A 17,018-nucleotide genomic window follows, 5' to 3' on the forward strand; every position below is an offset into this window, starting at 1 on the left:
CCTGGTGATCACTTGGTGAAGTCCCCGAGCAGCGCGAGGAGTTGCTCGGGGTTCTCCACTTGCGGCAGGTGACCGGCGCGGGGGATCAGTTCGAAGCGGGCCTCCGGGACGGCCGCCGCGTATGCGCGTCCGTAGTCGGCGTCGACGATCCGGTCGCTCTCGCCCCAGGCCACGAGGGTGGGGTGGGTGACCTTCACCAAGCGCTCGCGGAGGGTCGGGTCGGCCATGGCGTGCGGGCCTGAGTACACCTCCAGGGCGGCGCGGTTGGTGGCCATGACCGCGAGTTGGGACGCGGAGGGGGCGGCGGCGAGGGCGGGGGACTTCGCCGGGTCGTGGAAGGAGAGGCGGGCCAGCTCGGCGGGCGTCAGGGAGAAGGTGTCGGCGACCGGGTGGCCGGGGACCTCGATGCCGACCGCGTCGACCAGGACGACGCCGCTGATCCGGTCGCTGCCGAGCAGGGCCAGTTCGGCGGCGATCCAGCCGCCTATGGAGTTGCCGACGACGGTGACGTCCGTCAGGCCGAGTACGTCGAGCAGTTGAGCGTAGATCCGGGCGAGGGCGGGGATGTCGGTCAGCCCGTCGGGGCGGGCGGTGCCGCCGAAGCCGGGGTGGACAGGGGTGAGCACCCGGGCCTTCTCGGAGAGCAGCCCGGCGAACTGTGCCACGGTCTGCGGACCGCCGCCGCCGTGCAGCAGCAGGAAGGGGCGGCCCTCGCCCCGGTCGTCGACGGTGAGGCCGAGGTCGTCGGAGGCGAGGGGGAGGGTGTGGACGGTAGTGGTCATGCGGGGAGATTATGCGGGTGTCCTCTCTTCGTGCAAGTGAACTCTCATGATGAAGGCAAACTCTTGGTAAGGTGGTGGGGCGAAGGAAGTGAGGGCAGGCATGGCGATCACCAGGACCGACACCGGCCGCAGCAACCAGAAGAAGCGCACCCGCGCGGCGATCGTCGAGGCCGCGCGCGGCCTCATCGGCACCGGCGCGGAGGTGACCATGCCCGCGGTCGCCCGTGCGGCGGAGGTGTCCGAGGCCACCGCCTACCGGTACTTCCCCGATCTTCCGTCACTGATCAGTGAGGCCCTCGCCGGCGTCTGGCCCGCCCCCGCCGAGGCACTCGCGCCCGTCGCCGACTCCCGCGACCCCGTCGAACGGGTCGCCCACGCCTGCGAGTTCCTGCTCCGCGGCGTCCTCGCCCGCGAAGGCGCCGTCCGCGCGATGATCTCGGCCACCATCACCCGCCCCGAGGCCGCCGCCTACCGCCCCGGCATCCGCTTCGGCCTCATCGACCACGCCCTCGCGCCTCTGGAGGCGACGGACCCCGAGGCCGTCGTACAACTCAAACGGGATCTGGCCGTCGTGGTGAGCGCGGAGGCGCTGTTCTGCCTGACCGACCTGTGCGGGCTGGATCCCGAGGAAGCGGTGGCGAGCGCGGTGCGGACGGCGAGGACGCTGACCCAGGCGGCGGTGGCGGGGCGCGCGACTTGATAGGTCGGCGTATCCGCGATGAGCTGGTGGTCATCGTCATCCGATGGCTCAGGCCCGATACCCGGAGGGCACACCATGAGGATCCATCTGACCAGCGTCTTCGTCGACGACCAGGAGAAGGGGCTGCGCTTCTACACCGATGCGCTCGGCTTCCGGACGAAGCACGACGTCCCCATGGGCGAGGACCGCTGGCTCACCCTGGTCTCCCCCGAGGATCCCGACGGCACCGAACTCCTCCTTGAGCCCTCCCGCCACCCCGTGGTGAAGGCGTACAAGGAAGGGCTGGCCGCGGAGGGCATCCCGGCCGTCTCCTTCGCCGTCGACGACGTACAGGCGGAGTTCGATCGGCTGCGCGGGCTCGGCGTGCGGTTCGCCCAGGAGCCGCTGGACATGGGACCGGCCGTCACCGCCATCCTCGATGACACCTGCGGCAATCTGATCCAGATCGTGCACACCAAGTAGGCGCGGGCACACGGACGGGGCGGCGTACGCCGGTGGGGTGCCGGTGTACGCCGCCCCGGGGTGGGACGCGTTGCGGGATGGCCCGCGTCGTGATGGCCGTTACTTCGGGTCCTGGTTGAACTTCGAGGTCGACCAGCGGTAGCCGAGTACGGCGAGGCCGAGGCACCAGGCGACGGCGATCCATCCGTTGTTGCCGATCTCGGTGCCGAGCAGCAGCAGGCCGCGCAGGGTTTCGATGGCGGGTGTGAAGGGCTGGTACTCGGCGATGGGCTGGAACCAGCCGGGCATCGCGTCGAGCGGGACGAAGGCGCTGGAGATGAGCGGCAGCAGGATCAGCGGTATGGCGTTGTTGCTGGCCGCCTCGGCGTTCGGACTGACCAGGCCCATGCCGACCGCGATCCAGGTGAGCGCCAGGGCGAAGAGCACGAGCAGCCCGAACGCGGCGAGCCATTCCAGGAGGGTGGCATCGGTGGAGCGGAAGCCGATGGCGACGCCGACGGCGCCGACGAGGACGACGCTGATGATCGCCTGCAGCACGCTGCCGATGACGTGTCCGATGATCACCGAGCCGCGGTGGATGGCCATGGTGCGGAAGCGGGCGATGATGCCTTCGGTCATGTCGTTGGAGACGGAGACCGCGGTGCCGATCGTCGTGGAGCCGAGGGTCATCAGCAGGATGCCCGGGACGATGTAGGCGATGTACGCGGAGCGGTCTCCGCCGCCGATGCCCGCGCTCATGGTCCCGCCGAAGATGTAGACGAAGAGCAGCAGCAGCATGACCGGCGTGAGCAGCAGGTTCAGCGTGAGCGAGGGGTAGCGGCGCGCGTGCAGCAGGTTGCGCCGCAACATGGTGGAGGAGTCGCGCACGGCGAGGGAGAGGTTGCTCATCGGACAGCCTCCTTGGGCTGGTTGGGGACGGTGGCACCGCTGCCGGTGAGGGCGAAGAAGACGTCGTCGAGGTCGGGGGTGTGCACGGTCAGCTCGTCCGCCTCGATGCCGGCCAAGTCGAGCCGGTCGAGGAGGGAGCGCAGCTCGCGCTGGCTGCCGCCGCTGGGGATCTGCAGAGCCAGCGCCTCGTCGTCCCGGGTGACCTCGACCAGCGCCGTGGCGGCGGACTGGTAGGCGGCCGGGTCGGTGAAGTGGAGGCGGACGTGTCCGCCGGGGATGAGCCGCTTGAGCTCGTCGGCACTTCCCTCGGCGGCGATCTTGCCGTCGTTCAGCACCGCGATGCGGTCGGCGAGTTCGTCGGCCTCCTCCAGGTACTGCGTGGTGAGGAAGACGGTGACCCCGTCCGAGACCAGGCCGCGGATGATCTGCCACATGTTGTGGCGTGAGCGCGGGTCGAGACCCGTGGTCGGCTCGTCCAGGAAGATGATCCGCGGACTGCCGACCAGCGTCATGGCGATGTCGAGCCGCCGCTTCATGCCGCCGGAGTAGGTGGAGGCGGGCTTCTTCGCCGCCTCGACCAGGTCGAAGCGTTCCAGCAGCTCGGCGGCGACCCGCCGCCCCTCGGACTTGGACAGGTGGTGCAGATCCGCCATGAGGAGCATGTTCTCCTCACCGGTGATCAGCCCGTCCACGGCCGAGAACTGCCCGGTGACACCGATCGCGCCGCGCACGGCCTGCGGGTCCGCGGCGAGGTCGTGGCCCCCGACGCTGATGACACCGGCATCGGCGCCGATCAGGGTGGAGAGGATCTTGACGGCGGTGGTCTTGCCGGCCCCGTTCGGGCCGAGCAGGGAGAAGACCGATCCCTCCGCCACGTTCAGGTCGATGCCGTCGAGGACGGTCTTGTCGCCGTAGGACTTGCGCAGCCCGTTCGCCGCGATGGCCAGGTTGGTCATGACGTTGCTCCTTTACAGGCTGCGGGCGGCGATGTCGCCGTAGGCGGTGGTGGCGTGGATGTTCAGGCCGGCGGCGGCGCCGTCGGTGTTCTTGAGCGCGTTGTTGACGCGGCCGTAGCCGGTGCCGGCGTCGAGGGTGGCGGAGACTCCGTGGGCGGCGCCGATGGTGATGTCGCCCTGCTGGGTGCTCAGGGTGACGGTGCCGCTCGCGGCCTCGGTGATCTGGATGTCGCCCCGCTGGGTGCTGATCTCGCCCGGGCCGGTGAGGCGGCCCACGGTGATGTCGGCGTCGGCGGCGGTGAGGCGGGCGCTCGCCGCCTCGTCGAGCTTGACCGAGCGGTAGCCGTCCGCGACGACGACATCGCCGAGCCGTCCGACGCCGCGGAACTCGGCGGCGGCCGTCTTCGCCTCGACGCGGGAGCCGGCGGGCAGCCGGACGGTCACCTCGACGGCTCCGGAGGGGCCGAGGTACTTGTTCTTCGCGGGTGGGGCTGAGATCCGCAGCAGTCCGTCGCCGTAGGTGACCTCGATCTGCTCCGCCGCCTTCACGTCGCGGCTCTTGGCGGCGTTCGCGGGCAGCACCTCGACGGTGGTGTCGGCGCGGTCCGCGGCGATGAGCTGGATGCGTCCGGCCGGAATGTCGAAGTGGGCCGAGATCGGGGCGGCGGTGTCGAACTTCTGCATCGTGTGCTGGCCCTTGTACATGGTGTGCTCCTTGGCAGTCGCTGTTTCCTATGACAGAAACGCTACGTTGCATTCAAAGATGTGGCAACTAAGTCGTTGCGCGTAATCACCATCACTGCAGGTCACTGCAGAGAAATCGTTGCAACAATCCTGAAAGTAATGCAACAAGCCCTCCTCTACCTGTTGCAATGAATTGGAAGTGAACGCTATGGTGGAGGCCACGGACCACGAAGGAGGCAGCGATGCCGGGAGGCAGACTCACCCAGCAGGAACGCCAGCAGATCGCGCTGGGACTGGCCGACGGACTCGCCTACGCGGAGATCGCCAGACGTCTCGAACGCCCGACCTCGACCATCACCCGCGAGGTCATGCGCAACGGCGGCCCCACCGGCTACCGCGCCGACCTGGCGCACCGGGCCACCGAACACCGCGCCCACCGCCGCAAGCAGGCCGCACCTCCGAGTCCGCAGGCACCCCCGCAGGCCTACGGACGCGACCCGGAGGCGGTGCGCGAGTACGAGGAGGTGTTCACCACCGTCCTCATGGCGTCGGGCACGCCCAAGATGATGGCCCGGGTGATGGCCTGCCTCTGCATCAGTGACTCGGGCAGCCTCACCGCGTCCGAACTCGCCCAGCGCCTCCAGGTCAGCCCGGCGTCCATCTCCAAAGCGGTCGCGTTCCTCGAAACCCAGAGCCTCGTCCGCCGGGAACGCGACGAACGCCGCCGCGAGCGCTATGTCGTCGACGACGACATCTGGTACCAGTCGATGATGGCCAGCGCCCAGGCCCTCGTGCAGACCGTCGAGACCGCACGGCAGGGCGTGAGCGTCCTCGGCCCCGACACCCCGGCCGGCGTCCGCTTCGAGAACATCGCCCGCTTCCTCGACTTCGTCGCCGAGAGCACCACCCGCGCGGCGGAGCAGGCCCGCGACATCCTGCGGACGAAACCCGAGACGACGCCGGGCGGCACGGACTGAGCCGCGTTCAGGTCGCCGTCTCCCGGTCCCACGCCCCCGACAGCCGCCGCGTCACGGCCGAACTCAGCGTCCGCACGCCGGAGGTCGAGCCCGGGTCGATGCGGGTGAGTTCGCGTACGCGGCGGAGGCGGTAGTCGAGGGTGCGGGGGTGGATGTTGAGGGCGGTCGCGGTGGCGCCGCGGTTCATGTCGTGGCGGTAGTACGCGTCGAGGGTGACGAGGAGGTCGGGGCCGGAGTCGAGGCGCCGGGCCACCGTGTGGAGCCAGGCGTCGACGAACGGCACGTCCGCGACGGCGAGTTCGACGAAGACGTCCGGCATGGTGTGCACCCGCGGCCGGGCCGATGCCGGCAGCAGCGGGGCCGCCGCGCTGATCCGCCGGGCCCGGTCGAGGGCGTCGGCGAGATCGGACCGGGGTGCGGTGGCGGTGCCGGCGGCGCAGGGGCGGCCGAGGGCCTCGGCGAAATCCCGTACGAGATCAGTCACGGGCGCGGGGGACTGCCGTAACTCTTCGTCCGCACACGGAGTTACGGCGATCAGCTCACCACCCCGCGTTCCGCCCTCCGGGCACCACACGACCGGCACCCGGTGCGTCTTCACCAGCGCCTCGATCTCGTTGTCCAGGTCACGGTCACCGGCGGGGCGGTCCGGCACCCGGATCACCGTCACCGCGCAGAATTCGGGGACTTCCAGGCCGAGGGCGGGGGCGAGGTCGGTGGCCATGGGATCGCCGGTCAGCAGTGACCTGGCCAGCAGGGCGACCTGTTCGACGTACGGCAGTCGGCGCCGCAGCACCGTAACGAATCCCTGTCGGTAGGCGACGATGCCGCGGTCGCCCTGCGGGGCGAACCAGGTCATCACCTGCATGAGTTCCTCGACATCGCCGCCGCGCTGGCTCTCGGTCGCCTCGTGGATGTCGCGCAGCATGAGCGCGGTGTGCACGCGCAGCACCCGCTGCCGTGAATCCGAGGACATTCCGGCAGCGGCCCGAACCTCGCCGATGGACGCGATGTAGCGGAGGTCGTCGGCGGTCAGCTCGCTGTTGCCCGGGGACAGTTCGATCGTCCGGCGCCGGAGCCACACCGAGTACTCCATCGTCTCGCCCCTGGCCCGGGGGTCTGTATCCAGAAATCGGAACTCCGGAATCTCGCGTGCGTACGTCTCGACCTCCCGGCGGGCGTTGGTCGACGCCTGCCGGGCCAGTTCAGCGAAGAGGCTCCCCATGGACGGGAGCCTGCCAGCGCAGGAGAGCGGCTCGACAGACGAAATCCGGACGGGATTTATCACTTCGCGTGAATCGAAGACCGTGGTATCGACCCGGCATTTGTCACGGTGTGCAAAGTTCGCTGATCAAGGGGGTGTTGTGGGCAGATCCGGTTGTGGAGCTGCTGTGAAGGCGGCTAAATGGGAGCCGCCATGACGTCGAAATTCGCACTCGCAGAGGCACTGCGCGCGCAATTTCATTCGATGGCATTCGATCAAACGGGAGGGAAACAGCCATGAAATCAGGAAACCGAAAGAGACTCGCGGCGGCGATCGCGGTCCTGTCCGTGTCCTCGGCGCTCATGCTGGGCCTGCAGGGCACCGGCTCGGCCGCCGCCACCCCCAGCCTGGTGGCCTTCGGGATCACCGGTGACGGCACCCAGATGGCCACGTTCACGACCGACAAGCCGAACGTGAACAACTGGGTCAGGGACATCGTCGGGCTCAGTGGCGACACGACTCTGATCGGCATCGACTTCCGGGTGCAGAACGGCCTGATGTACGGCGTCGGTAACCAGGGCGGCATCTACACGATCAAGACCCCGCCGGCCACCACGGACGTCGTGATCACCAAGGTCTCCCAGCTCCAGTACACGCTGCACGGCACCAACTTCGGCGTCGACTTCAACCCGGCCGCCGACCGGCTGCGTGTGATCAGCGACACCGGCCAGAACCTGCGGCACAACCTCAACGACCACACGACCATCCAGGACCTGAACCTCACCACCCCGCCGATCGAGGGCACGACCAAGGGCGTCTCCGCCGCCGCCTACACGAACAACGACCTCAACGGGGCCACCGCGACCACGCTGTTCGACATCAACACGACCACCGACCAGGTCGTCATCCAGTCCCCGGCCAACAACGGCACCCTGGCAGCGACCGGCAACCTCGGCATCGACGCGCAGATCAACGCGGGCATGGACATCTTCAGCACCCTGTCGGGCGGCAAGACGGTCAGCAACGCCGCCTTCGCCGCTCTCACCGTCCCCGGCGCCAACAGGCCCTCCCTCTACAGCATCAACATCTTCACCGGCGAGGCCACGCTCGTGGCCGACGCCGCCACGTCCAAGTTCGCCATCAACATCACGGACCTGGCCATCTCCCTCACGGGAAGCTGAGCCCGTACGTCAGCGGACCGCCGGGTAGCTGTCCGGCGGGCCGCCCGTCCGGGACCGGTCCCGGCGCGACGCCACTACCGTGCCGATATGCCGCGATTCGATCTTGATCGGCGTCCCCGGGGCGGGCGCACCGGCCGAACAGCCGGACTTGTGCTGGTAGTTGCCGTGAGCCTGCTCAGCGCGGGGTGTTCGAGCGAGCAGGGCGCGCAGCGGCCATCGTCCCCTCGTCCGACACCCTCCTCCTCCACCTCTGCCTCCGCCGCCACCCCGTCCTCTGCCGCCACCTCGTCCTCCCCCTCCGCCCCAGCACAGCCCAGCAAGTACACCCAGACGCAGCTGGCGGCGCGGCCGTGCGACGCTCTCGACGAGCGCGACCTCGCCGCCCTCGGAATCAGCGGCCGGGGGACACAGGAGTCCGGCAAGCACGGGCCGACGTGCCACTGGAAGCTGGGGGGCCAGAACGTCAGCCTCGCACTGGACCTGCCGCTGTCCTACGCGAAGACCATGACCAAGAACGGGCGGGTCACGCAGGTGCCGGTGGGGCAGCACAAGGCCATCCAGGCCGAATTCCAGGGGATCTGCTTCATCTTCGTCGCGGTGCACGATGTCGATCGCCTGGTCGGCACCACGACCATTCCGGAACCCGGGGAACCGCAGGACACCACGTGCCCCGCGGGAGCGTCGGTCGCCGCCGCGGCCCTGACCCACATCCGATGACGGCCAGGTCGGCGCTGTTCGTGGCAGTGCTGCTCAGCTTGGCCGGGTGCACGGCGTCGACGGACACATCGTCACCATCGACACATCAAGCCCCGTCAGCGACATCTGCCTCCGCGACGCCCTCCTCACGCGGCCGGACAGACTGCGGTTCCCTGCACTTCCCGGATCCGGCTGCGCCGGCTTATGCCGGCCGAGGGCCGCACCTGGCGGTGGCGGGAGACGCCGAGCCGGACGATCTCACCCAGTACCCCATCCGCAACGTCTTCACTTCTGTCTCGCTGCCGGAGGAGTGGATACCGCCAGAGGACGAGTCCGCCAGGACATCCACCCGGCACGACGTGTCGCGGGCGCAGCTGGTCGTCTGTCTGGCAGATGTGCGGTTGCGGAGCGACACACCGATCGGCACATGCGACTACCCGACCGTGCGTGCCGCCGTGTATCCGGCCGTCCACACCTTCGAGGTCTACGAAGCGAAGACAGCCCGACAGGTCACGAGGTTCACGCTTCGTGGCGACGAGAGGGCTGACCTGTCCTGCCCGCCGTACTTCTCCCATGACGCCGACGCCGATTCGGTCGACATCGCGCAGTTCTTCAAGGACGAGACCCTGCACGAGCGACTGCGCCCGCTGATCACGGGGCCTGTCTGACACTCGACGGCCCGCCGGACATCAGCTGTCCGGCGGGCCGCTCTGCGTGATGACGCGATCAGGGAGTGACCTGCGTGCCTCCGAAGGTCACGACCAGCCGGCCGTCCGAGGCGAAGGACCAGCCGAGGGCGCCGTCGTAGGAGGTGCAGCGGGAGCCGTTCGTGCCGGACCAGAACTGGTTCGAGCTGTCGGAGTTGCCGATGATCCGGTCGTTCGTGCCGCTGCCGCTGCGGCAGGAGGTGTTGTTCCGGAACACCGAGGTGCCCGCGTCGAAGTTGAAGTTGCGCTCGGTGTTGTCGACGCTGACGTTGTTCGAGATCGTCATCGAGCCCGGGTTGCTGTTGTACGTGAACCCGTGCTTGCCGTTGTCGACGGCGAAGCTGCGCCGCACGATGTGGTTGATCGGGACGTCCTCGCCGCCGAGCTTGTAGCCGTTGCGGTCGCCGTTGCCGGCCTGGGAGCCGTCGCTGAGGGTGCCGTTCTCGTAGGAGAGGGAGTCCTCGATGGTCACCGGGCCGATGGGGTCCTCGTCGGCGTAGGTGTAGAGGTCCCAGCCGTCGTCGATGTTGTTGTGCGCGACGGCGTTGCGGAAGACGTTCCCGGTCCCCGAGGTCAGCTTCGCGGCGAAGCCGTCCGCGTCCTCGCCGTCCGAGTCGGCGTTGTCGTGCGACTCGGCGCTGAGGATCAGGTTGTTGGACGGCCACTGGGCGGTCGGGGTGGTGGAGGTCATCCGGCCGAGCTGCAGTCCCGTGTCGCGGTTGAAGCGGGTCACCGTGCGCTCGACGACGTTGTTGCTGCCGCCGACGAAGATGCCGTTGTCCCCGGCCCGTTCGACGATCAGACCCTTGATGTGCCAGTACGACGCGTTGAGCTGGAGCCCGCGGTTCGACGAACTCTCGCTCTGCGCCGAGAAGTTGAGCACCGGCGTCTCGCCCGGGTAGGCGGCCAGGGTGGTGCGGGCACTCGCGGAGCCGTTGTTGCCGGCCGGGATGGTGACCGTCGAGGCCTGGTTGTACGTCCCTCCGCGCAGGTAGATGGTTCCGCCCGCGGAGATCCGGCTGATCGCCGAGGTGAGCGTGGTCGGCGCCGCCTGGGTGCCCGCGGCGCTGTCGGTGCCGTTCGGGGCGACGTAGAGCGCGCTGCCGGTCGGCGGCGGGGTGGTGCCGTCCGTCACGACGTCGACGTAGTCGATGTTCGGCAGACCGGCCGCGGTGGTCGGGGTGAGCCGGATGGTGTTGCTGCCCGCGTTCACCGGCACGGTCAGCGTCTTGGTGACCCAGGTCGACCAGGCGCCCGTGCCCTCGAACGACGGCGTCTGCACCGTGGACCCGTTGACCACCAGTCCGGCCGGGCGTGCGGTGGTGGCGCCGTTGGCGAAGCGGATGTTCAGGGTCGCCGTGCCCGATGCGGGTGCGGTCACGGTGAACTGGGCAGAGCCGCTCGTGGAGTTGGTGCCGTTGCAGAACCCGCTGCCGGAGTAGCCGGCCCAGTCGGAGTCGATGGTGCCGGTGCAGACCGCCGGGGAGCTCTCGGCCTCGTAGCGGGTGGTCGCCGCCTGTGCCGCGGTGGTGCCGGACAGCGCGACGAGTGTCCCGGCCAGCAGGCCGACGGACGCGATGACTGGTCTCACTGGTCTCAGTCGCATCGTTCGTCTCCAAGTCGCTTGGATTCACATGAGGTTGGTTTGGTTCACATCCAGATGAGGGAAAGCGCTTTCTCGGAAGCTAGAGCCATGATGTGGGCGCGTCAATGACTTGTACGTGATTGCTGTTCATCAACATGAACAGCCGCACGAGGTGAGCCCTTCATGGCTTTGCCATCTCTTTACAACCTGCCCCGCCCCTGCGTCGTCTCTCCGCTCGATCCGTCACACAGCCCGCCGCATACCGGGCGGTCCGACGAAAGAGAGCGAATCCATGCGCCGAACTGTCCTCAGCGTCCTGGCACTTGCGTGCACCGCCGTACTGGCGGCCACCGCCCCCGCGCTCGCCAACGAGGCGGCGACCCCGGCCCCCAAGGAGACGACCGCGCCGAGCCCCGTACCGGCCGAGGACGGAAGTCCGAGTGACGCGCCGGCCGAGCCGACGACTGCCGCGCCGGCGGAGGACGCCCCCAGCGCCGAGCCGACGCTTGCCCCGAGTGATCAGGTCTCGGTCGTCCCGAGCGGCGCCCCCGACACCGGCGTGACGTCACAGGACTCGGGGCCCGGGGCCGGAATGATCGGCGGCGGTGCCGCCGCCGCGCTGGGCCTGAGTGGCGTGGCGGTCTTCGTCGTACGGCGTCGGCGGGCGACCGGGGTATGACTGAGCCGCTCTCCAGGCGGACGTTCACGACCGCGGCGGCGGGTGCGCTGACGGCCTCGTTCCTCACGGGGTGCGGAGGCGGCCACGAGGGCGTGCGGACCGAGCAGACCACGGGAAGCACACCACGGTCGACGCCCGGTCCCGCCAAGGCGCCCGGCCGTTCCGTGCCCGTCCGGCTGCGCATCCCCGGCATCGAGGTCGACACCCCGGTCATCCGGCTGGGGCTGGCGTCGGACGGCACCGTGGAAGTGCCGCCGATCACCGCGGACGACCGGGCAGGCTGGTACGGGCACTCGCCGACACCGGGAGAGGTCGGCCCGTCGGTGATCCTCGGCCATGTGACGGTCGGTGAGTACGGCGACGGGGTCTTCCGGCATCTCGACCAGCTGCACCGCGGCGACCGGATCGAGGTGCGCCTGGGGAACGGTACGGAGGCGGAGTTCGCCGTCACCGCCCTACGGACGGTCGCCAAGGCGGACTTCCCGACGGACGACGTCTACGGTGACGTGGACCGCCCGGAGTTGCGACTGATCACCTGCGGCGGGCCCAAGAGTGGCGACGAGTACCGCGACAACGTGATCGTCTTTGCCGCGCTGAGCAAGAGCTGAGGACGAGTTGGTCGCGCTGAAGACGAGTTGAGCACGCGCTGAGCGCCCCCCACAACCCGCACCACCCTGGAGAGCGTTGAAACGGTCCCGCGACACGGCAGCGTCCGAGCTGTTCGCCGCCCTCTACCCGCGCCTGGCCGGCTGGTGCCGCCGTCTCGTCGACGACGACGAGACGGCGCACGAGATCGCGTCGGAGGCGTTCACCCGGCTGTGGGCCCGCTGGACGAAGGTGGAGGAACCCCGCGGTTTCCTCTACGTCACGGCCGCCAACCTCGTCCGGGACCACTGGCGCAAGCTGGAGCGCGAGCGCAAGGCCGTGCGCAGAGCCACCCATGAAGTCGCGGTACGCCCGCACGCCGAACCGGCGGACCCGTCCGTACGGCTGCTCGTGCAGTCCCTGCCGGAACGGCTGCGCGTGCCGATCCTGCTGCACTACTACGCTGACATGCCGATCCGGGAGGTGTCCGTGCTGACCGGACGTAAGGAAGGAACCGTCAAGGCCGACCTGCACGCGGCCCGCGAACTGCTCCGCGTCCAATTGAGGAGAAGCCTTGACCACACGCTTTGACGAGGACCCGGAGTTCGCACCGGACGACCCCCTCGCGGTCATCCTCCGCCCCGCCTCCGAGCACCTCGCCCCGCCCCCCGGCCACTACGAGACGATCCGCCGCACCGCGTCCCGCCGCCGACTGCTCCGCGCCGCCGCCGGAGCGGCCCTGACCTGCGCCGTCGCCGCGCTGATCGCCCTGCCGGTCCACCTTTCCACCACTCCCGCCGCCCCCTCGGCCCCGCTCGCACCACCGCCCCCGAGCGGTCCTACGACACCCCCCGCACCGTCGGAGCCCCTCACCACCCCCTCGCCGTCCGACGCGAGCGACGGGCCCACCCGGAACCCCAGCACCGACGTGCCCAGTGCGCCGAGCAGCTCGGCAGTGCCCACCCCCGCCGAACCGTCGGCGTTGGCGCCCCCGACGGAGGCCGCCCCGTCCGACAGCAGCCCTTGACACGACGACACGGCCGACATGCGCCTGGTGCCGTTTTTGCGATGAGTGGTGGGTAATTCCCGCATAAGTTGTGCCTGTTCTGCTCGCACCACTTGTCCACTCTCCCCGTGCACCGAGGCCCCCACATGCCCAGTTCCCGCAAGCCCAGAACGATGAGCCCATCGCTCCGCCGCGCCCTCGTGATCGTGGCCACGGCCCCCCTCGCCGCGACGATGCTCGCCGCTCCGTCCGCCGTCGCTGCCGACCCGGCCGCCGCACAGCGCTCCGCCACCGAACTCGACCGCGCCGAGCGGAAGATGGCGAACAACCTCGACATCCGGGTCCGGGACCGGCGGCTGGGCGGCCGGGTCAGCGGTGTCGTCATCGACGCCAAGTCCGACAGGACGATCTGGGGGCACCACGCGAGGACCGCGCTGATGCCCGCGTCCAACGTCAAACTCGCCACCGCTGTCGCGGCGTTGACCGTCCTCGGCCCCGATCACCGGTTCACCACCAAGGTCGTCCACGGCCACGGCACGCTTACCCTCGTCGGCGGCGGCGACCACACCCTGACCACCGGCGAACTCGAAGCGCTGGCCAAGGACGCGGTCGCGGGCCTGAAGAGGGCCGGTGTCAGCTCGGTGAGGGTCCGCGTCGACGCGCGTCTCTTCCCCAGGCCCACCCGCGCCACCGGCTGGAAGCGCGGCTACTACCCCGGCGAGGTCACACCGGTGCGGGCGCTGGCCGTGGCCGGGCACGCCGTCATGGACACCTCGCTGGACGCGGGGCAGGTCTTCGCGCGGCTCCTCGCCCGGCGGGGCGTCACCGTCACCGGAGGCGTCAACCGCGGTGCGGCGGGGGCCCGTGACATCACCGTCGGGCAGCACCGGTCGGCCAAGTTGCCCAGGATCGTGCAGCGGATGCTCAAGGTGAGCGACAACGACATCGCCGAGTCACTGCTGCGGATGACCGCGCTGGGCGCCGGACGCCCGGCCACCTTCGAGGGCGGGACGGCGGCCGTAAGGACGGTGCTCAGCGGGACGTACGGCGTGTCGCTGGCCAACTTCCGGATGTACGACGGCAGCGGGCTGTCCCGGGCCACCCGGATCCCCGCGCGGACGCTGGCCGAGATCCTCGATCTGACCGTCGACCCCCGTCACACCAGGACGCTGAGGCACGTCGTGGACGGACTGCCGGTCGCCGGGCAGGCGGGCTCGACCCTCGGTCCCGAGTGGGGCCGGTTCGACACCGCGGCCTCGAGGTGCGCCGTCGGCAAGGTCAGGGCCAAGACCGGCACCCTCACCGGCGCCATCGCCCTGAGCGGCGTGACGAAGGCTCAGGACGGGCGGTGGAGGGTCTTCTCCTTCGTGGAGAACGGCTCGCCCGCCAGCGCGAGCGCCACCAAGGACGCCCTCGACGGTCTCGCCGCCACGGTCAACGGCTGCTGGTCCTGAGCACGGCACGCACCACCGGCGCCGGGCAGTACCCGGCGCCGGTCGGCGGCTCGCTCAGAGGCCGAACTCCTGGGGGGACAGGCCGAGTGCCGCGCACGCCTCGCGCAGGACCTGCTCCTCGGCCGGTGCGATGTAGCCGTCCGCGCCCGCCACGACGAAGCCGGTCTGTACGACGGCCCTGGCCTCGGTCGGCTTCTTCGCGGCCTTGGCGATCTCCTGCATGGCCTCCGCCTTGGCGTGCTGGAAGTTGACCGCGAGCTGGTCGACATGCTTGTTGAACCGCTGCCGCAGCTGGTCGGGCGGGAAGTTCTGCAGCACGTCGTTGCTGACGATCAGCGACTCCACGTGCTGCCGCTCGGCCGGGTCGACGGTCCCGTCGGCGGCGGCGACCAGGGCGCACATGGCCATGCTCGCGTCCCGGTAGGCGCCGCTCTTCAACTCCGTCTTCAGTGACGTGAGCTGGGTCTTGAGCGCGCTCACCAGCTGCGCCTTCGATCCCCCGCCGGACCGCGCACCCGGAGTCCCGTGACCGCCGGAGCCGCGCGAGCCCTGCTGCAGCCCCTTGGCCTGGTCCTTGATCCGATCCCACATCGCCATACGTGCCACCTCGGCTTGAGCCCACTTCGTTCGGTCGCCCGCACCATTCCCGGGCTTCCTCCTGGCAACGCCTCCCCATGGCCCGAAGTTCCGCCGTAACCGGTGGGGCGCAAGTGACCCTTGGTGCAGACCTGCTGGCATGTGACGCCTGGGAATGTGGCTGATCTGCGGCTGTCGAACGGAGTATCGATCCAGCATGTGGGCCTCATATCAGCCACACAGAAGGTGACTGATTGTCCATGTGCCCCGCCGACTGCCCGCCGGGCAATTGCCTGATGGGTGGGCGCATGACCGTATGGGTTGAACTCTGTTCAATCGTGAACGGTTTCTCTCCGTTACTTGCCAGTGTTCAAGCCAAGTTCCGTTCCATAGCGCACAGTTGGCGCGGAATGCAAGCTACCGTTTTTCGGCCAACCCTCTATGCTGATCTTGGCTGGGATGGATCGATAAGTAGACAATCCTTTGGGCGGTCGGCCCTGGGGCGAGGAACCACTGCCCGACGAATGACCCCCGGCTCCGCACGGAGCCGGAGGCAGCGTGCTGGAGGGGTTGTGGAACGCTACTTTTTCACCAGCGGGTGGCACGATGACCTGCGACGAACGGTGCGCGAGTTTGCCGAGCGAGAAGTACGGCCCCGGATAGCGGAGATGGAGACTTCGCGAGCGGTGGCACACGACCTGTCCCGGCTCATCGCCCGGCAGGGCTGGATCGGCGTGACCATCGACAAGGTGTACGGCGGTATGGGCGCCGGACATCTGGCCAAGACCATCATCATCGAGGAACTCGCCCGCGTCAGCGGAGCGATGGGGGCCATGGTGCAGGCCTCCCAGCTGGGCGTCGCCAAGATCATTCACTTCGGCGACGAACTGCAGAAGCGCACCTGGCTGCCGCGTATCGCCACGGGCGACTGCCTGCCGACGATCGCGGTGACCGAACTGGAGTCGGGCGGCCACGTCCTGGGCATGAGCAGCACCGCCGTCCGTGACGGCGACGACTACATCCTCAACGGGCACAAGGTGTTCGTCGGCAACAGCCACGTCGGTGACCTGCACGGAGTGGTCGTACGCACCGGCGAGGGAGCGAAGGGCCTGTCGGCCTTCCTCGTCGAGGCGGACCGCCCCGGCTTCTCGCTCGCCGAGCACCAGCCGGCGATGGGCCTGCACGGCTTCAGCTTCGGCAAGCTGATCTTCGACAACCTCCGCATCCCCGCGGCCAACCGGCTCGGCGCGGAGGGCCAGGGCCTGTCCGTCGCCTACTCGTCCAGCATCCTCTACGGACGCCCCAACCTCACCGCCGTATCCCTCGGCATCCACCAGGCCGTCCTGGAGGAGACCACCGCCCTGTGCATCGAGCGGGAGCGGTACGGCGCACCCCTCGGCGCACTCAACAGCATCAAGCTCAAGCTGGGCCGCATGAAGTCCCGGCTGATGACCGCCCGGCTGGCCGCGTATCACGCCGTGCACCTGCTCGACCAAGGGCTGCCGTGCGACGCGGAGCTGATGAACGCGAAGTTCCTCAACCACGAGTCCGCCGTCGAGTCGGCCACGGAAGCGATGGAAATCCACGCCGCGGCGGGCCTGTTCACGGACCGCCCGGTGGAGCGCTACCTCCGCGACGCCCACCACATCTACGCCCCCGCCGGCACCTCCGACATCCAGCTCCTGAGGCTCGGCGAGATAGCCCTCGGCACGTCCAAGGGCCAGTGGTCCGAACGCCTGTCCCACCTGGTCCGGACGGTCGGCCCGCACTCCAGGGAGGGCCAGCTGGCACCGGCCGCGGGCTGAACGCGGCTCCCGCGCCCCGAAAGGGGCGCGGGACTGTATCGATATGCGGCTCCGCCGCGTGGGCGCGACCAGCCACAACGGACCCGCAGCCGAA

19 protein-coding genes are annotated in these 17,018 nt (G+C 69.3%); 12 read left to right on the forward strand and 7 right to left on the reverse strand.

From position 1 onward, the window contains the following. Positions 1–8: 8 nt before the first annotated feature. The gene (locus ACTWQO_RS29685) at positions 9–782 is read right to left on the reverse strand and encodes an alpha/beta fold hydrolase (protein ID WP_443240442.1); all 774 of its coding nucleotides are present in this window, start codon (positions 780–782) and stop codon (positions 9–11) included. A 100-nt stretch (positions 783–882) separates the two neighbouring features. Between ACTWQO_RS29685 and ACTWQO_RS29690 the strand changes: the two genes are divergently transcribed. Both ACTWQO_RS29690 and ACTWQO_RS29695 read left to right on the forward strand, forming a co-directional pair. Then, entirely contained in the window at positions 883–1,482 is a 600-nt protein-coding gene (locus tag ACTWQO_RS29690) for a TetR/AcrR family transcriptional regulator (protein WP_443240443.1), read from the forward strand. 75 nt (positions 1,483–1,557) lie between these two features. Beyond that, entirely contained in the window at positions 1,558–1,944 is a 387-nt protein-coding gene (locus ACTWQO_RS29695; protein ID WP_443240444.1) for a VOC family protein, read from the forward strand. A gap of 99 nt (positions 1,945–2,043) precedes the next feature. Here ACTWQO_RS29695 and ACTWQO_RS29700 read toward each other — a convergent pair whose 3' ends face one another. From ACTWQO_RS29700 to ACTWQO_RS29710, 3 genes are read right to left on the reverse strand one after another with little or no spacing between them, the layout of a single operon-like run. Further along, positions 2,044–2,832 carry an ABC transporter permease gene (locus ACTWQO_RS29700; protein WP_443240445.1) on the reverse strand — a complete coding sequence of 263 codons (789 nt, stop codon included), beginning with the start codon at positions 2,830–2,832 and terminating at the stop codon, positions 2,044–2,046. Beyond that, positions 2,829–3,788 carry an ATP-binding cassette domain-containing protein gene (locus ACTWQO_RS29705; protein WP_443240446.1) on the reverse strand — a complete coding sequence of 320 codons (960 nt, stop codon included), beginning with the start codon at positions 3,786–3,788 and terminating at the stop codon, positions 2,829–2,831. Before ACTWQO_RS29705 ends, ACTWQO_RS29700 begins: the two co-directional genes overlap by 4 nt. Positions 3,789–3,800: 12 nt before the next feature. After that, positions 3,801–4,472, reverse strand: coding sequence for a DUF4097 family beta strand repeat-containing protein (locus tag ACTWQO_RS29710; protein WP_443240481.1), 672 nt, complete (start codon positions 4,470–4,472; stop codon positions 3,801–3,803). A 242-nt stretch (positions 4,473–4,714) separates the two neighbouring features. Between ACTWQO_RS29710 and ACTWQO_RS29715 the strand changes: the two genes are divergently transcribed. Beyond that, positions 4,715–5,449 (forward strand): helix-turn-helix domain-containing protein, encoded by a 735-nt coding sequence (locus ACTWQO_RS29715; RefSeq protein ID WP_443240447.1) that lies wholly within the window; start codon positions 4,715–4,717, stop codon positions 5,447–5,449. A 7-nt stretch (positions 5,450–5,456) separates the two neighbouring features. Here ACTWQO_RS29715 and ACTWQO_RS29720 read toward each other — a convergent pair whose 3' ends face one another. Further along, positions 5,457–6,671, reverse strand: coding sequence for a PucR family transcriptional regulator (locus ACTWQO_RS29720; RefSeq protein WP_443240448.1), 1,215 nt, complete (start codon positions 6,669–6,671; stop codon positions 5,457–5,459). A gap of 275 nt (positions 6,672–6,946) precedes the next feature. Between ACTWQO_RS29720 and ACTWQO_RS29725 the strand changes: the two genes are divergently transcribed. The 3 genes from ACTWQO_RS29725 to ACTWQO_RS29735 all read left to right on the forward strand — a co-directional run bounded on the left by ACTWQO_RS29725 (position 6,947) and on the right by ACTWQO_RS29735 (position 9,195). Then, positions 6,947–7,831 carry a DUF4394 domain-containing protein gene (locus tag ACTWQO_RS29725; protein ID WP_443240449.1) on the forward strand — a complete coding sequence of 295 codons (885 nt, stop codon included), beginning with the start codon at positions 6,947–6,949 and terminating at the stop codon, positions 7,829–7,831. Positions 7,832–7,996: 165 nt separating this feature from the next. Continuing rightward, positions 7,997–8,548 (forward strand): DUF3558 family protein, encoded by a 552-nt coding sequence (locus ACTWQO_RS29730; RefSeq protein ID WP_443240450.1) that lies wholly within the window; start codon positions 7,997–7,999, stop codon positions 8,546–8,548. Between the two features lie 209 nt (positions 8,549–8,757). Beyond that, positions 8,758–9,195, forward strand: coding sequence for a hypothetical protein (locus tag ACTWQO_RS29735; RefSeq protein ID WP_443240451.1), 438 nt, complete (start codon positions 8,758–8,760; stop codon positions 9,193–9,195). Positions 9,196–9,253: 58 nt separating this feature from the next. Here the strand turns inward: ACTWQO_RS29735 and ACTWQO_RS29740 are convergent, their stop codons facing one another. Further along, the gene (locus ACTWQO_RS29740; RefSeq protein ID WP_443240452.1) at positions 9,254–10,840 is read right to left on the reverse strand and encodes a carbohydrate-binding protein; all 1,587 of its coding nucleotides are present in this window, start codon (positions 10,838–10,840) and stop codon (positions 9,254–9,256) included. Positions 10,841–11,111: 271 nt separating this feature from the next. Between ACTWQO_RS29740 and ACTWQO_RS29745 the strand changes: the two genes are divergently transcribed. The 5 genes from ACTWQO_RS29745 to dacB all read left to right on the forward strand — a co-directional run bounded on the left by ACTWQO_RS29745 (position 11,112) and on the right by dacB (position 14,543). After that, positions 11,112–11,498 (forward strand): sortase-dependent protein, encoded by a 387-nt coding sequence (locus ACTWQO_RS29745; RefSeq protein ID WP_443240453.1) that lies wholly within the window; start codon positions 11,112–11,114, stop codon positions 11,496–11,498. Continuing rightward, entirely contained in the window at positions 11,495–12,106 is a 612-nt protein-coding gene (locus ACTWQO_RS29750; RefSeq protein WP_443240454.1) for a class F sortase, read from the forward strand. Before ACTWQO_RS29745 ends, ACTWQO_RS29750 begins: the two co-directional genes overlap by 4 nt. Before the next feature lie 76 nt (positions 12,107–12,182). Continuing rightward, on the forward strand, positions 12,183–12,674 hold the full coding sequence (locus tag ACTWQO_RS29755; RefSeq protein ID WP_443240455.1) for an RNA polymerase sigma factor: 492 nt from the start codon (positions 12,183–12,185) through the stop codon (positions 12,672–12,674). Beyond that, positions 12,658–13,110 (forward strand): hypothetical protein, encoded by a 453-nt coding sequence (locus ACTWQO_RS29760; RefSeq protein WP_443240456.1) that lies wholly within the window; start codon positions 12,658–12,660, stop codon positions 13,108–13,110. Before ACTWQO_RS29755 ends, ACTWQO_RS29760 begins: the two co-directional genes overlap by 17 nt. A gap of 152 nt (positions 13,111–13,262) precedes the next feature. Beyond that, positions 13,263–14,543 (forward strand): D-alanyl-D-alanine carboxypeptidase/D-alanyl-D-alanine endopeptidase, encoded by a 1,281-nt coding sequence (dacB, locus tag ACTWQO_RS29765; RefSeq protein ID WP_443240457.1) that lies wholly within the window; start codon positions 13,263–13,265, stop codon positions 14,541–14,543. A 54-nt stretch (positions 14,544–14,597) separates the two neighbouring features. Here the strand turns inward: dacB and ACTWQO_RS29770 are convergent, their stop codons facing one another. Further along, positions 14,598–15,140 carry a tellurite resistance TerB family protein gene (locus ACTWQO_RS29770; protein WP_443240458.1) on the reverse strand — a complete coding sequence of 181 codons (543 nt, stop codon included), beginning with the start codon at positions 15,138–15,140 and terminating at the stop codon, positions 14,598–14,600. Positions 15,141–15,691: 551 nt separating this feature from the next. Between ACTWQO_RS29770 and ACTWQO_RS29775 the strand changes: the two genes are divergently transcribed. After that, positions 15,692–16,924 (forward strand): acyl-CoA dehydrogenase family protein, encoded by a 1,233-nt coding sequence (locus tag ACTWQO_RS29775; protein ID WP_443240459.1) that lies wholly within the window; start codon positions 15,692–15,694, stop codon positions 16,922–16,924. Positions 16,925–17,018: the final 94 nt, after the last annotated feature.

This window comes from Streptomyces sp. 4N124 (assembly GCF_052245395.1).
In the GTDB taxonomy this organism is placed as follows: domain Bacteria; phylum Actinomycetota; class Actinomycetes; order Streptomycetales; family Streptomycetaceae; genus Streptomyces.